The sequence below is a fragment of the Bradyrhizobium sp. P3_C3 genome, assembly GCF_056402655.1.
On record NZ_JBFUGY010000070.1, the window covers coordinates 1 to 12644 of the forward strand.

General features: G+C 61.5%; 10 protein-coding genes and 2 pseudogenes. 6 read left to right on the plus strand and 6 right to left on the minus strand.

Annotation, left to right across the window (positions count from 1 at the left end; genetic code table 11):
• Together AC1DW2_RS40580 and AC1DW2_RS40585 are read left to right on the plus strand one after the other, a co-directional pair.
• Nucleotides 1-234 (plus strand): annotated as a pseudogene (locus AC1DW2_RS40580) (IS630 family transposase); the annotation flags it as partial.
• 290 nt (nt 235-524) lie between these two features.
• Nucleotides 525-803, plus strand: a complete 279-nt coding sequence (locus tag AC1DW2_RS40585) for a hypothetical protein (protein ID WP_477008851.1) — start codon at nt 525-527, stop codon at nt 801-803.
• A gap of 774 nt (nt 804-1577) precedes the next feature.
• On the opposite strand, the pseudogene AC1DW2_RS40590 reads toward AC1DW2_RS40585, so the two are convergent.
• A pseudogene (locus tag AC1DW2_RS40590) lies at nt 1578-2846 on the minus strand (M10 family metallopeptidase); the annotation flags it as partial.
• A 289-nt stretch (nt 2847-3135) separates the two neighbouring features.
• Between AC1DW2_RS40590 and AC1DW2_RS40595 the strand changes: the two are divergent.
• The 3 genes from AC1DW2_RS40595 to AC1DW2_RS40605 all read left to right on the plus strand — a co-directional run bounded on the left by AC1DW2_RS40595 (nt 3136) and on the right by AC1DW2_RS40605 (nt 7427).
• Nucleotides 3136-3348 (plus strand): hypothetical protein, encoded by a 213-nt coding sequence (locus AC1DW2_RS40595; protein WP_477008852.1) that lies wholly within the window; start codon nt 3136-3138, stop codon nt 3346-3348.
• Between the two features lie 669 nt (nt 3349-4017).
• Nucleotides 4018-5211 carry a CaiB/BaiF CoA transferase family protein gene (locus AC1DW2_RS40600; protein WP_477008853.1) on the plus strand — a complete coding sequence of 398 codons (1194 nt, stop codon included), beginning with the start codon at nt 4018-4020 and terminating at the stop codon, nt 5209-5211.
• Nucleotides 5212-5612: 401 nt separating this feature from the next.
• On the plus strand, nt 5613-7427 hold the full coding sequence (locus AC1DW2_RS40605) for a chloride channel protein (protein ID WP_477008854.1): 1815 nt from the start codon (nt 5613-5615) through the stop codon (nt 7425-7427).
• Between the two features lie 46 nt (nt 7428-7473).
• On the opposite strand, the gene AC1DW2_RS40610 is transcribed toward AC1DW2_RS40605, so the two are convergent.
• The 4 genes from AC1DW2_RS40610 to AC1DW2_RS40625 all read right to left on the minus strand — a co-directional run bounded on the left by AC1DW2_RS40610 (nt 7474) and on the right by AC1DW2_RS40625 (nt 11063).
• Entirely contained in the window at nt 7474-8991 is a 1518-nt protein-coding gene (locus AC1DW2_RS40610) for a tripartite tricarboxylate transporter permease (protein WP_477008855.1), read from the minus strand.
• Nucleotides 8992-9000: 9 nt separating this feature from the next.
• Nucleotides 9001-9543: a tripartite tricarboxylate transporter TctB family protein gene (locus AC1DW2_RS40615; protein WP_477008856.1), complete on the minus strand. Its 543-nt coding sequence runs from the start codon at nt 9541-9543 to the stop codon at nt 9001-9003.
• Nucleotides 9544-9744: 201 nt separating this feature from the next.
• Complete coding sequence (locus AC1DW2_RS40620) at nt 9745-10719, minus strand: Bug family tripartite tricarboxylate transporter substrate binding protein (protein ID WP_028149699.1); 975 nt, start codon at nt 10717-10719, stop codon at nt 9745-9747.
• Nucleotides 10716-11063, minus strand: a complete 348-nt coding sequence (locus tag AC1DW2_RS40625; protein WP_477008857.1) for a hypothetical protein — start codon at nt 11061-11063, stop codon at nt 10716-10718. Before AC1DW2_RS40625 ends, AC1DW2_RS40620 begins: the two co-directional genes overlap by 4 nt.
• A gap of 63 nt (nt 11064-11126) precedes the next feature.
• Here AC1DW2_RS40625 and AC1DW2_RS40630 point away from each other — a divergent pair, with 63 nt between their 5' ends.
• A complete protein-coding gene (locus AC1DW2_RS40630) occupies nt 11127-11738 on the plus strand; it encodes a prepilin peptidase (RefSeq protein ID WP_477008858.1) in 612 nt (203 codons plus the stop codon).
• Between the two features lie 82 nt (nt 11739-11820).
• Here AC1DW2_RS40630 and AC1DW2_RS40635 read toward each other — a convergent pair whose 3' ends face one another.
• Nucleotides 11821-12618: an enoyl-CoA hydratase/isomerase family protein gene (locus AC1DW2_RS40635; protein ID WP_135215083.1), complete on the minus strand. Its 798-nt coding sequence runs from the start codon at nt 12616-12618 to the stop codon at nt 11821-11823.
• Nucleotides 12619-12644: the final 26 nt, after the last annotated feature.

Consider the following 12644-nt stretch of genomic DNA (forward strand, 5'->3'; position numbering starts at 1 on the left):
TCCGCGTCATGGATCAATCAGGTCGAGCGCTGGTTCGCTGAACTCACCAGAAAACAGATCCAGCGAGGTGTTCACACCTCCGTCAGGCAGCTCGAGGCCGACATCCGTACCTTCATCGACCTGCACAACAGAAAACCGAAGCCATTCAAATGGACCAAGTCCGCAGACCAGATTTTGGCTTCCGTCAAACGCTTCTGCTATAAAGCTCAGCGGACTTTATGTGGCGAACTTTAGATTCACGTGACTAGTACCTCGTATTGTGAGACGCAAGGTAGTCAATTCGCCAATGTTACAGCGCATCTCGCTTGCACTGGCCCTGCAGTTAACCGATTGCCGTCATTCTTGAGCATCGTCGTGAGCTAGGGGAAGACACTTTGTGAAAGGGTTAGGATAGCAGCATCATACAGCATCCTCCTTTCCTGATTCATGCCTCAGAGCGATCAAGTTCGAAGAGTTTCTCGAGCGGCTTCGTTGATGGCGTCCTTATTGACACCCATTTCAACCATCTTCCTCAGAAGGGCTTCGTGAGCTTAAGCTACAGCGACACGCCTGCGCTTGCCTTCTTCGCCGCCTTCTTGATTGATTTCTTCATCGGCTTCTTGCCCATCACGCCTCCTCGCAGGCTAAACAAGGCGCAGGAATGGCAACGTCGCAATAAAGTACCTCTTGGACCAAGAGATGACAAACCGCTCCGTGGAAGTGTCCTGCCAAGCAGGTCCAGTAACGACGCGCGCCATCCCGACCCGACTCTGCGTATCGTCACCCGGCTTGATCTCAACGCCGACGTTGCTCGCCGTTGTTGACGTTGCACGCGTGCTCGAAGCTTCCAGAGCATTTCACAGTGCGGCGGCCGGATGCGGTCGCATAGATGTAATAAGTCGTTCCTGCCGAAAGGTAGTAGCGGCAAACGTCACGTTAGTCCGGGTTGTTCAGTGCTGGAAGAAGAAGCCGATCAAGCGCACGCTCGCGCGGAAGGTCGAGATGATTCGAGACTCTTTCGGCGCGCGGGCCTTGATTTACGTGGTCCTCAGCCGCCTACCGCGCCCTTACATGGTGCGCGCATTGTTGAAGGAGACGAATAGCCCTAGCACCCAATCGACGCAGACTTAGACGTATACGATTGTTCCGGAGTGAACAATGCTCACCAAATGCCCATCGACGGCGTAGTTATATACAGTGAGGTCCGCTCCAGAATACTTGGTGTATGCTGATGTTCCGTCATATTTCTCGACAGTGACATACTCGAGCTGCCCCTGCGCATTGTAGCCCGAGATCGCGTCTCTCCAACTCTGCACATGCTGCGGATCATAAGTCGTGACGAAAAGTGAGTGATTTGGATCATTGCTGGGATAAATAGACACTGATGTCAGCTGATCCGAGTTGTTGTACTGCGACACTGCGAATTTGAAGTTTTGCAGCTGGCTCGAGTTGTAATCCGTAAAGGTAGAAGTTCCGTTGTCATTCTTAACGGTGAGGTGGTTTAGCCGGTTTTCGGAATCGTAGCCGAAGATCTGATAAGCCCAGGGCTGATCATTTTGAGTGTCGTAGACGACAACTTCGCGGTCGGGAGCGACTAGGCTTGCTAGCGCAGCGCTTGAGACAGCGCCGTCGGCGAATTGGAAATTCTCCACGCCAAAAACGGTGTCCGTACCATCCGGAAGACCCGAGCGCTGGTCGCCGATGGTGAAGCTCTGGGTGCTCGCATCGTACGTGACGGTATAGCTCGCCCTGCTGCCGGAGTAGACGGCAGTATCAGTGCCCGCGCCGCCGATGATCGTATCGTTGCCGCCACCGCCAGCAATCGTGTCATCACCGCCGCCGCCGTTCAGCACATTCACGATCGCATTGCCGATGATCGTATCGTTGCCTGAACCGCCGTTCGCGTTGTCGATATAGGAACGCGGATCATTGTTGTATAAGTAGGCATTGTAAACGTTGCCGGACGCATAGTGCCCATTGCCGAGATAAGCCAATTCGGCGGCCGAGAACACCGATGATGCGCCGGGATTGAGATTGATCGTCAGGTTCGTCGTGTAGTTCGACAAATCGTAAGTATCGACACCTCCTCCGTCCCAGATCGTCTCATAGATGCGGTTGGCCGAACCGCCGCCGCCCCCGCCCGGCGCGGGCTCGCCGATACTGTTGACGAATTCCTGTCCAGTGGTCGGGCTCCAAGTGTAGATGGTGTTCTCGGGGTGCGTCGCATAGTCCGCGCCGTACATCGCCTGCAATGCAAGGATATCGTTCGCCATATAGGTTTCTGGATATCCGTAGGCTTCATTGGTGTAGCCGGTCAGCGGACCGCCGACATAGCTGCGATAGCTCATGACGGTGTATTCGCTGTCGTCGTGCGCGGTCGGCACCGCGACGTTGGCGGGGCCGCGCGTTTCCTGGCTGTGCTTGAGGCCGAGAGCGTGGCCGAGCTCGTGCAGCGCCGTCGTGAAGTAGTAGTTGCCGAGCCTCGCCTGCGTGTAATCGTATTGGGTCCCGAACCAAATGTCGCCGCCGGGCGCGTAGTTGCCCGGGTAATAGGCGTAAGAGGTCGGATTGGCCGCTGGCGACTGCGCGATCATGATGTCGGCACTGTTGGTCCCGGCATAGCGGATGTCGGCGTTGGTGTAGCTGAGGATTAGCCCGATCGCATAGTTGATCGCCGCCTGCATCTGGCCGGGTGCTGAAGCAAAGCCGGAGGTGGTCGGTTCGCTGCCGCCGCCGCTGTAGGGATTGGGATAGTCGCTCGGCGAGTCCGGAAAGCTGTAAGTGATCGTGCCGGACCATTTGTAGCCCGACAGCATGCCGTCGATGTCGGCGTTGTTGGTCGCACTGACGTTGACAGCGTTGGCCAAGGGAATCTCCGGAGCATCAGGGCGCGCGATTCGAGGCGCAGGCGAATGATTCTAGCTACAAAGTGATACGTTTGGTTTAAACTTGGCAACATGTCCGGCCCCCTGCCGTAATGCCGTGCTAGCCATCAAATCCCGTAGTTATACGGACCATGGACGGGTCTGGTGGTTCCTGCTTCGATCGTAATCTGCAAGGGAACTCATGAGATTACGTCGACTCCCGGCCGGTCTGCTCGGCGCCTTGGCGGTGCTCGCCGCGTCGTATCGTCTGCCTTTCGGAGGACTGCCTGCCATGGCCGGAAAAGCCAACGCAGAGGACAGCGGCAGGGCGCTGCGCGCGCCCTCGGTTCCACCGGCGCGCGACCCTTTGGCCGCCGTTGCCGAGGAATATGAACTCGCCCGCCGCAAGGGAACGGCGGAAGCTTTCGAGCTCTTCATCGCCCGCCATGCCGGCGATCCGCTGGTCGAAAAAGCGTGGGCTGAGTTGAGGCGCTTGTCAAAGTGAGTTCGGCCGAACGACCCGCGGATCCACACGCAAATGGTCAGTCCGATGCACCGTCTCTAGCAAGTGGCTGAGGATTTATTGCTGTGGTAGGCAGAGGCCAACATGAGCGTAATAGTCGAAGCCCTGCGGACAAACGGCAGAGCCCATTCGGTTCCAACGAGGTGGGATGCCCTGGCCGTATCCGCCGGGATAATAGTTTCCGCCATAACGTCGAGGCGCGTAGCCGCGGGCCATACAGAGACCGCGCCAGGCGTAGTAATCGAAACCGTCGGGGCAAACTGCTGATCCTTGATAATTCCATCGAGGTGGCACCGCTTCTTGAGCCGACGCTTCTGTTGCGGCAACTACACCAAGCAGGCCTCCGAGTAGCGCTGCAACCAAAAACCTTGCCACTGCGACCTCCTATTCAGAGCGAATTACCTCTCATATTCTTGCTTAATGTTCGCTGAACGAAGCTCCAATCGCCGTACGCATATGAATAGGGCGGAGACGCCCAATGGACAGCACTTGTGAAACTCTAGTCGTTGGCACGGTGTATCCGAACATCTTTAGACAGATCGAGAAAATTCGGAATGAGGTCGAGGACCCGAGTAGTGTCACCGCAGCAGCCTTGCTTCGCAATGTTTGGGCACTATTGTAGGCGCGCAATCCGTCTTGGAGCCCTTCTAGATGCCCTTTCCGCATGCCTCGGAAGCCCTGTCGCGCTTCACCGTGCTCGATCTGACCCGCGTCCGGTCCGGGCCCACCTGCGTGCGGCAGCTTGCGGACTGGGGCGCCAATGTCGTCAAGATCGATGCGCTGACCGAGGATTCCGGCGGCGAGCAGCCGGGCGGGCCGCGGCGGGGGTCCGATTTCCAGAATTTGCATCGCAACAAGCGGGCTATGACGCTGAACCTGAAGGACGAGCGCGGGCTCGCCGTGTTCAAGCGCCTCGCCGCCAAGGCCGATGTCGTGGTCGAGAATTTCCGTCCCGACGTGAAGAAGAAGCTCGGCATCGACTATGAGAGCCTGCGCGAGATCAATCCGCGCATCGTCTATGGCAGCATCTCCGGCTTCGGACAGGACGGCCCCTATCACAAGCGTCCCGGCTTCGATCAGATCGCCCAGGGCATGGGCGGGCTGATGTCGATCACCGGCGCGCCGGGCGGCGGGCCGATGCGGGTGGGCATTCCCGTGGCCGACCTCACCGCGGGCCTATTCTGTGCGACCGGCATCCTCACCGCGCTTCTGGAACGCGAGGTCTCGGGCCAGGGTCAGTGGGTGCAGACCTCGCTGTTACAGGCGCAGATCTTCATGCTCGACTTCCAGGCCGCGCGCTGGCTGATGGAGAAGGAGGTCGCCAAGCAGGCCGGCAACAACCACCCGACCAGCATTCCGACCGGCGTGTTCAAGACCTCCGACGGCTACATCAACATCGCCACGACCGGCGGGCGGATCTGGGAACGCTGCGCCCAAGCGGTCGGCGCGCCGGAGCTGGTCACCGACCCCTCTTATGCGACCGCGCCGGCCCGATCCAAGAACCGCGACGCGCTCAACGCCGAGATCGAGAAGCGCACCGTGACCAAGTCGACCGAAACCTGGGTCAGGGAGCTCAACGACGCCGGGGTGCCGTGCGGGCCGATCTATGCCATCGACCAGATGTTCGAGGACGCGCAGGTCGAACATCTCGGCATCGCGCAGGACGTGCCGAACGACGAGGACCGCCACATCAAACTAGTTGGCCAGCCCGTGACGCTGTCGCGCACGCCGAGCAAGATGGTGGCGCGGCCGCCGGAATTCGGCGAGCAGACGAGCGAAGTGCTTACCGAGTTCGGCTTCGCCCCTGACGAAATTGCCGAACTGAGACGAGTGAAGGTCGTTTGACGTCGTGCAGTTCCAGGCCGCCAAGCGCGCGCGGCCTGCTGGAGCCTGCGCACGGCTCGGGGATCGTCTCGCGGGCCTGCCCGAAGCGATCTGCCACGGCGATTTCAGACCGAAAAATATTGCTCTAGGGAGCAGAACCGCGCGTCATCGTCGTCGTCCCGCTCAAATCCTACCTGGCGTCTGCTCGGGCGCGCATCTGAAGCGGTGCCGGCCCATGCCCGCATCACCCGGATTCTAGAGCAGCCGCGCTAGGCTGTCTTCTTGCTTGATCTGCGAAACCGGCCTTTCCGTCAGCAATGATCCGTTGATTTATATCGCTTTACGATATATTTCCGGCGCCGGCCGACGTGATCGGCGCCAGTTCATCATCCTCACAATCGCGTTATCCCGATCGGACCAAGATGCCCCGCCCCCTCCCCGCCAATTCGCTGCCGCGCCTCGGCGACTTCACGACAGATCGGCGCGTTCTCATGCTGGTCGCTATGGCGATCTTCGTCGGCGCGGGAGGCGCCGGTACGGCGTGGCTGTTGCTGCGCGCCATCGCGCTCGTCACCAATGCCGTGTGGCTGCACACGCTAAGCACACAGACCCTCTCGACAGCCAATCTGAAACCCGACGCCTGGATGGTTGCAGCCCCGGCCATTGGCGGCCTCATCATCGGCCTGATGGCGCGCTTCGGTTCCGAAAAAATTCGCGGCCACGGCATTCCAGAAGCGATCGAAGCGATCCTGATCGGCGGCAGCCGTTTGCAACCAAAAGTCGCCGTCCTCAAGCCGCTGTCGTCGGCGATCTCGATCGGAACCGGCGGGCCGTTCGGCGCAGAGGGCCCGATCATCATGACCGGCGGCGCGGTCGGCTCTCTCTTCGCGCAATGCTTCCACCTCAGCGCGGCCGAGCGTAAGGCGTTGCTGGTGGCCGGTGCCGCCGCGGGCATGACGGCCATCTTTGGGACACCGATCGCCGCCGTCATGCTCGCCGTCGAGCTTCTCCTGTTCGAGCTGAAGCCGCGCAGCCTGATCCCCGTGATCGCCGCCTGCGTGGTCTCGTCGTCGCTGCGCCCCTGGCTGATCGGCAGCGGTGCACTGTTTCCGTTCGCCGGCCAGCTCGATCTGCCCTGGTGGGGGCCGCTTGCGTGCGTCGGCGTCGGCGTGGTCGCGGGATTGCAATCGGGATTGCTGACCACGCTGCTGTACAAGGCCGAGGATTTTTTCAGTCACCTGTCGATCCACTGGATGTGGTGGCCAGCGATCGGCGGACTGTTCGTCGGCGCCGGCGGCTTGATCGAACCGCGGGCGCTCGGTGTCGGCTACGACATCATCGGCGACCTGCTCAACGACAACATCGTGGTATCGGCCGCGGTGCTGATCCTGCTGGTAAAGTCCGCGATCTGGATCGTCGCCCTGGCGTCGGGCACATCCGGGGGCGTCCTCGCGCCGCTTCTCATTTTCGGCGGCTGCGTCGGCTGGCTCGAAGGACAATTGCTGCCGGGGTCGCATGGGGCCTGGGCGCTCATCGGCATGGCCGCGATGATGGGCGGCACCATGCGCTCGCCGCTGACCGGTATACTGTTCGCCGTCGAACTGACCGGCGACTTTCAACTGCTCGGATCGCTTCTGATTGCCACGAGCGCCTCCTATGCGCTTACCGTATTGCTGCTCAAGCGCTCGATCCTCACGGAGAAAATCGCGCGGCGCGGCCAGCACGTGGTGCGCGAATACGGCATCGATCCCTTCGAACTGCTCCGCGTCAACGAAGTGATGGTGACGGACGTCGATACGCTGCCGGCAACGATGACGGTCGGCAAAGCGGTGACGTTCTTCTCCGGGAGCGAGCGGCGTCACAAGTCCTATCCGCTGATCGATGCGGACGGTCAGGTCTCGGGTCTCGTCGGCCGCTCGGACGTCCTGCGCTGGCGCGCGGAAAGCGCCGACGGTCGCGACACCTTGTTCGACTGCGCCTCGGACCGCTCGCTCACACTCGGCCATCCCGACGAACCGGTGTCACATCTTGCGGATCGGATGGTTCTGGCCGACGTCGGGCGCGTGCCGATCGTCGAACGCGCGACCGGGCATCTCGTCGGCCTGGTTGCCCGCAAGGATCTCCTGCGCATTCGCGCCACCGCAAGATCCGTCGAGGAGCAGCGCTCGGCCTTCTTCGGCCTTGGCCGCCGCAGCCCGTCAGAACAGGTAACCGCCCTTGACGACGCGCGGCTCTAGACAGCGGATGCGCCTCGCCGACGATCTGCGCACACAACTCTCCTTGCTAGTTCGACGCAGGTTTCGCCCGCCGCGTCCATCCGGCGCGCCCTAGAAGACCGGCGATCGCGGGCCAAAACAGCAACAGGATGGCCAAGGTTGTGATCGAGCCGACCAGGCCGTTCGACCAGAACACCTTGAGGTTGCCACCGGACCCGATCATCGACAGGCGGAAGGCATCCTCGGCGCGATTGCCGAGCACGAGCGCCAGGGTGAACGGCGCGAGCGGGATGCCGATCTTCTTGAAGACGTAGCCGACGACGCCGAAGCCCAGCATCAGCCAGATGTCGAACATCGCGTTCTGGATCGCATAGGCACCGATCGCGCAGGACACCACGATCATCGGCGCCACCGCGGCGAACGGCACCCGCAGGATCGAGGCGAAGATCGGCACCGTCGTCAGCACCAGCACGAGGCCGACGACATTGCCGAGATACATCGAGGCGATCAGGCCCCAGACGAAGTCCTTATGCTCCACGAACAGCAGCGGACCCGGATTGAGTCCCCACACCATCAACCCGCCGAGCAGGATCGCGGCCGTGCCGGAACCGGGAATACCGAGCGCCAGCATCGGCAGCAGCGCCGAGGTGCCGGAGGCATGCGCCGCCGTCTCCGGCGCGAACACGCCCTCGATGCGGCCCTTGCCAAAGCTCTCGGGATCCTTGGCGAAGCGTTTTGCGAGGTTGTAACCCATGAAGGAGGCCGCGATCGCGCCGCCCGGGGTGATGCCGAGCCAGCAGCCGATGAAGGAGGAACGCAGCAGCGTCACCCAGTATTTCGGCAGGTCCTTCCAGACGCTCAGCACGACGCGGAGCGAAATGGTCGCCGCGTGTCCGCGCAGCGCCAGCCGCTCCTCCATCGTCAGCAGGATCTCGCTGATGCCGAACAGGCCGATGACGGCAACGAGGAAGTTAATGCCGCGCAAGAGCTCTGACGAGCCAAAGGTCATGCGCAGATTACCCGACACCGTGTCCATGCCGACGCCGGCGAGCAGAAGGCCGAGCGACATCGAGATGACCGTCTTGTGCTTGGCCTCGCGTCCGAGACCGACGAAGGAGCAGAAGGTCAGCAGATAAACAGCGAAGAACTCGGGCGGACCGAACTTCAACGCAAAGGACGAGATCATCGGCGCGAGGAAGGTGATCAGCAGCACCGCGACCAGCGAGCCGATGAAGGAGGACGTGAACGCCGCGGTCAGCGCCTCCGCCGCCTTGCCCTGCTGCGCCATCGGATAGCCGTCGAAGGTGGTGGCAACCGACCAGGCCTCGCCCGGGATGTTGAACAGGATCGAGGTGATGGCGCCGCCGAACAGCGCGCCCCAGTAGATGCAGGACAGCATCACGATCGCCGAGGTTGGATCCATCGTGAAGGTGAGGGGCAGCAGGATCGCAACGCCGTTGGGGCCGCCGAGCCCGGGCAGCACGCCGACGAAGATGCCGAGCACCAGCCCGACCATCATCAGCACGAGCGTCTTCCACGTCAGCAGGACGGCGAAGCCATGAAGCAAGAGACCGAAAGCTTCCATCGTGAGCGCCTAGTAGCCGAAGGCCGCTTCGAGCGGCCCTTTCGGCATGATGACGTCGAAGGCGATGTCGAAGGTGACGAACATGATCGCCGTGAACAGGAAGGCCGTGAGCAGCGACTTCCACAGCGCGATCTTGCCGACGAGCCGCATGAAGCCCACGATCAGGAGGAAGCTCGCGACGTAGAGGCCGAGGAACTGCATCACCAGGCAGAACAGAAGCGTCGGCACGAACACCGCCATCACACGGCGCGCTTGCGCACGCGTGACGAACCTTTCGGATGCCGCGCGGTGCGCCACGAAGGCCGCAATCAGGCCATAGAGGCTGCCGCCACCGAGGATGACGGAGAGATAGAACGGGAAATAGCCGGGCTCCGGCCCGGTCGAATCCCAGGAGGCGCCGGTGCGCCAATTGTCATAGCCAAGCGTTGCGGCCAACGCGAGCAACAGCAGGCAGACGAATATCTCGATCGTGCCGGAGGAGACGACGGAGGGTGAGTCGTCTTCAGGCGCGGTCGGATCGTCGACGACGATTTCAAGATCGGTTTGGGACATGAGCTGCTTTGCAAAAGCCGGGAGTGATGTCACCTCGCCCCGCTTGCGGGGAGAGGCAGAGGCCGCGTCCGCGGCCGTTTTCTCGAACGTCGAAGCGGGTGAGGGAGACTCTCCGCGAGTCCGTCTGCCACTCTCTTCGGGGAGGGAGCCCCTCCCCCTGCCCTCTCCCCGTAAGAACGGGGAGAGGGAGAAGAGAGACGGCTACTTCGCGACGAATCCGGCTTCCGTCATCAGCGACTTGTTGGTGGCGTCGTCCTCCTCGAGGAATTGCACCATGTCCTTGCCGGTGAGGAAGATCGGCTTCAGCGCCTGCTTTTCCATGTAGTCCTTGTATTCCGCGGTCTGCGTCACCTTGTGGAACAGATCGACATAGAACGCCTGCTGCTCCGGCGTGACCTTGCCGGGCAGGAACATCGCGCGCAGCATCAGATACTGGACGTCAACGCCCTCCTCCTTACAGGTCGGGATGTCGGCCCAGGATTGCGTGTCCGTCACCTTGCTGGTGTAGGAGATGCGCTCCTTGTCGAACACGCAGAGCGGGCGCACCTGGCCAGCACGCCAGACTTCGAGATTTTCGCTCGGGTTGTTGACGTTGGATTCGGTGTGGTTGCCGACGAGCTGCGTCGCGGCCTCGCCGCCGGATTTGTAGGGTAGATAGGAGAATTTAGCGCCGGTCTTCTGCTCGAGGAAGACGGTCAGCACGTGATCCTCGCGCTTGGAGCCGGTGCCGCCCATCTTGAACGGCGAACTCGCCGCCTTCGCAGCCGCGACGAATTCCTTCACCGTCTTCGGACCTGCGCTGTTGTCCCACAGCACGAACTGGTCGAGCGCGATCACCGAGACCGGCGTCAGCTCGCGCCAGTTGAACGGGATCTTCGCCGATAGCGGCAGCATGTAGATCAGCGAATAGGCGATCAGCACCTTGTTCGGGTCGCCTTCGCTGGACTTCATGTACATCAGCGCTTCCGCGCCCGAGGCGCCGCCCTTGAGCGAGACGACGATCGGCTGCTTCATCAGATTGTTCTTCTGAATGGCGGCCTGCATCATCCGCGCCATCTGGTCGGAGGCGCCGCCCGCGCCGGCGGCCACCACGATCTCGACCGGCTTGGTCGGCTCCCAGCCGGCAAAAGCCGGCGCGCCACAAAGCGCAGCGGCCAGCACGACCGCGGCCTTCATTCCTTGTCCCACGTGCGTCTCCCCAAGTTTTCGCCTATGTTCTTGTTCGGATTGGCAATTCGCGAAGCAATGCGAATTGCATTGTGCGGGCGAATGCCGGCCAGTTCAAGCCGGCCCGGCGCCGCTCCGCTTATGACTTTGGAATGAGATCGATTGCAAGCTCGATCGCTGAAATCTCGGGACTGGAATAGAAGGCGAGTCGCCAAATCAACGTTGCAGTTCGGGTTGCCGCAAATTCCCTGCTGTCTGGCGGTGAGAGATAATTTGTCACAGCTTTGTGCCACAAAGTCCGCGAAATCATCGGGCGGATCGGCCAGCACGCCGGACGCAACCGATATGATCACTGGTCTCCAGTCGCTTCAGTGAAGAACAGGCGCGTTTCCTCATTTCGCAGATGCCGGGAGCCTATGGTCTATTTCAATCGGAATTCCACTGGTCGAAAACCAGAAGTAATTCAAAGCACTTTGGCATTCGCTGTTGTCGTATTCGTGCTCGTTGTCACGAGCCTCATGATCGCACCGGACGCGGATGGGCTGTTAGGTGCATACCTCGCCGCCTTAATGCTCGGCATCGCCTGCAACGACGCCCGCCACTACCTCATTCCAAACGAGCTGACCGCCGCGGCTTTCGGCATTGCCTTGTTACGCGGATTAACCTTACCCAATGCCAGTGCAACATCGATATTGTGGCCGGTCTTTCGCGCCTCGGCGGTAAGTCTGCCGTTGTTTTTTCTCTTGTTGTTCTACCGTTACTGGCGCGGCCGGGACGGATTGGGGCTTGGGGACGTCAAGCTTGCCGCGGTTGCCGGTGCCTGGCTCGAACTCCCAACGGCGGCTGCGGTGATCGAATTGGCCGCACTTTCAGCGATTGCCGCATACATCGCCAATGCTCTCGTGCGACGGCGGTCGCTGCGAGGTACGGCATTCCTGCCGTTCGGACTTTTTATGGCACCAGCTATTTGGGTCGGCTGGCTGAGCGAACAATTGCTCTTGCGCTGGGGGTATTTCTGGCCGGGTTGACCTCGCGGCTTGCAACGCCGGTGCAGCGGCGGTCTCACGGCCGCCGGTTGAGTGATCGAGACGCGGAGACCTGGATTGCGCGCTACTTGCCCTTCCAGTTCGGTGTACGCTTGTTGAGGAAGGCGTCCATGCCCTCGCGGAAATCTTCGCTCATATAGGCCTTGAGGATCAGGTCCTCGCCCTCTTCGCGCGACAGCGTGCGGCGGATGCGGCGCACCGCCTCCTTGGTCGCTTCCAGCGTGAGCGGCGCATGGCTTGCGACGAGCTTGGCGGTCTCGTCGGCACGGCGCTGCAGCGTCTCGACGTCGGGCACGACCTCGTTGAGCAGGCCGAGCGACAGCGCTTCCTGCGCCTCGACGAGGCGCGCCTTGAAGATCAGATCCTTGGTGCGGGCGGGACCAACCAGCGAGACGACGCGGCTGATGTTCGACATCGACAGGCAGTTGCCGAGCGTGCGCGCGATCGGAAAGCCGATGCGCGTCGTCTCGGTGCCGATGCGGAGGTCGCAGCAGGCCGCGATGCCGGCGCCGCCGCCGGTGCAGGCTCCCGCGATCGCCGCGATCACGGGCACACGGCACTGCTCGAGCGTGCCGAGCACGCGGTCGATGCGAGCCTCGTAGTCGAGCGCGTCCTGCGCGGTCTTGAAGGCGCGGAATTGAGAAATGTCGGTGCCCGAGGCGAAGGCCTTGTCACCGGCCCCGGTCAGGATCAGCGCCTTGATCGAGCGATCGGCGTTGATCTCCTGGCAGATCTCCGCCATGCGATCATACATGGCGAAGGTCATTGCGTTGCGCGCCTGGGGGCGGTTGAAGGTGATCCGCGCGATGCCGTCCGTCACGGAGTAGAGCAGGTCTTCGTTGGTCGTCGTCGGTGCGTTCATCGCGCGCTCACTTTCTAAGTTAGTTC

Excerpts from the sequence above, each read along its gene's own strand:
- AC1DW2_RS40595 (WP_477008852.1), top strand. The coding sequence starts at position 3,136 with ATGGCCGGAAAAGCCAACGCAGAGGACAGCGGCAGGGCGCTGCGCGCG.
- AC1DW2_RS40600 (WP_477008853.1), top strand. The coding sequence starts at position 4,018 with ATGCCCTTTCCGCATGCCTCGGAAGCCCTGTCGCGCTTCACCGTGCTC.
- AC1DW2_RS40605 (WP_477008854.1), top strand. The coding sequence starts at position 5,613 with ATGCCCCGCCCCCTCCCCGCCAATTCGCTGCCGCGCCTCGGCGACTTC.
- AC1DW2_RS40610 (WP_477008855.1), bottom strand. The coding sequence starts at position 8,991 with ATGGAAGCTTTCGGTCTCTTGCTTCATGGCTTCGCCGTCCTGCTGACG.
- AC1DW2_RS40615 (WP_477008856.1), bottom strand. The coding sequence starts at position 9,543 with ATGTCCCAAACCGATCTTGAAATCGTCGTCGACGATCCGACCGCGCCT.
- AC1DW2_RS40620 (WP_028149699.1), bottom strand. The coding sequence starts at position 10,719 with ATGAAGGCCGCGGTCGTGCTGGCCGCTGCGCTTTGTGGCGCGCCGGCT.
- AC1DW2_RS40630 (WP_477008858.1), top strand. The coding sequence starts at position 11,127 with ATGGTCTATTTCAATCGGAATTCCACTGGTCGAAAACCAGAAGTAATT.
- AC1DW2_RS40635 (WP_135215083.1), bottom strand. The coding sequence starts at position 12,618 with ATGAACGCACCGACGACGACCAACGAAGACCTGCTCTACTCCGTGACG.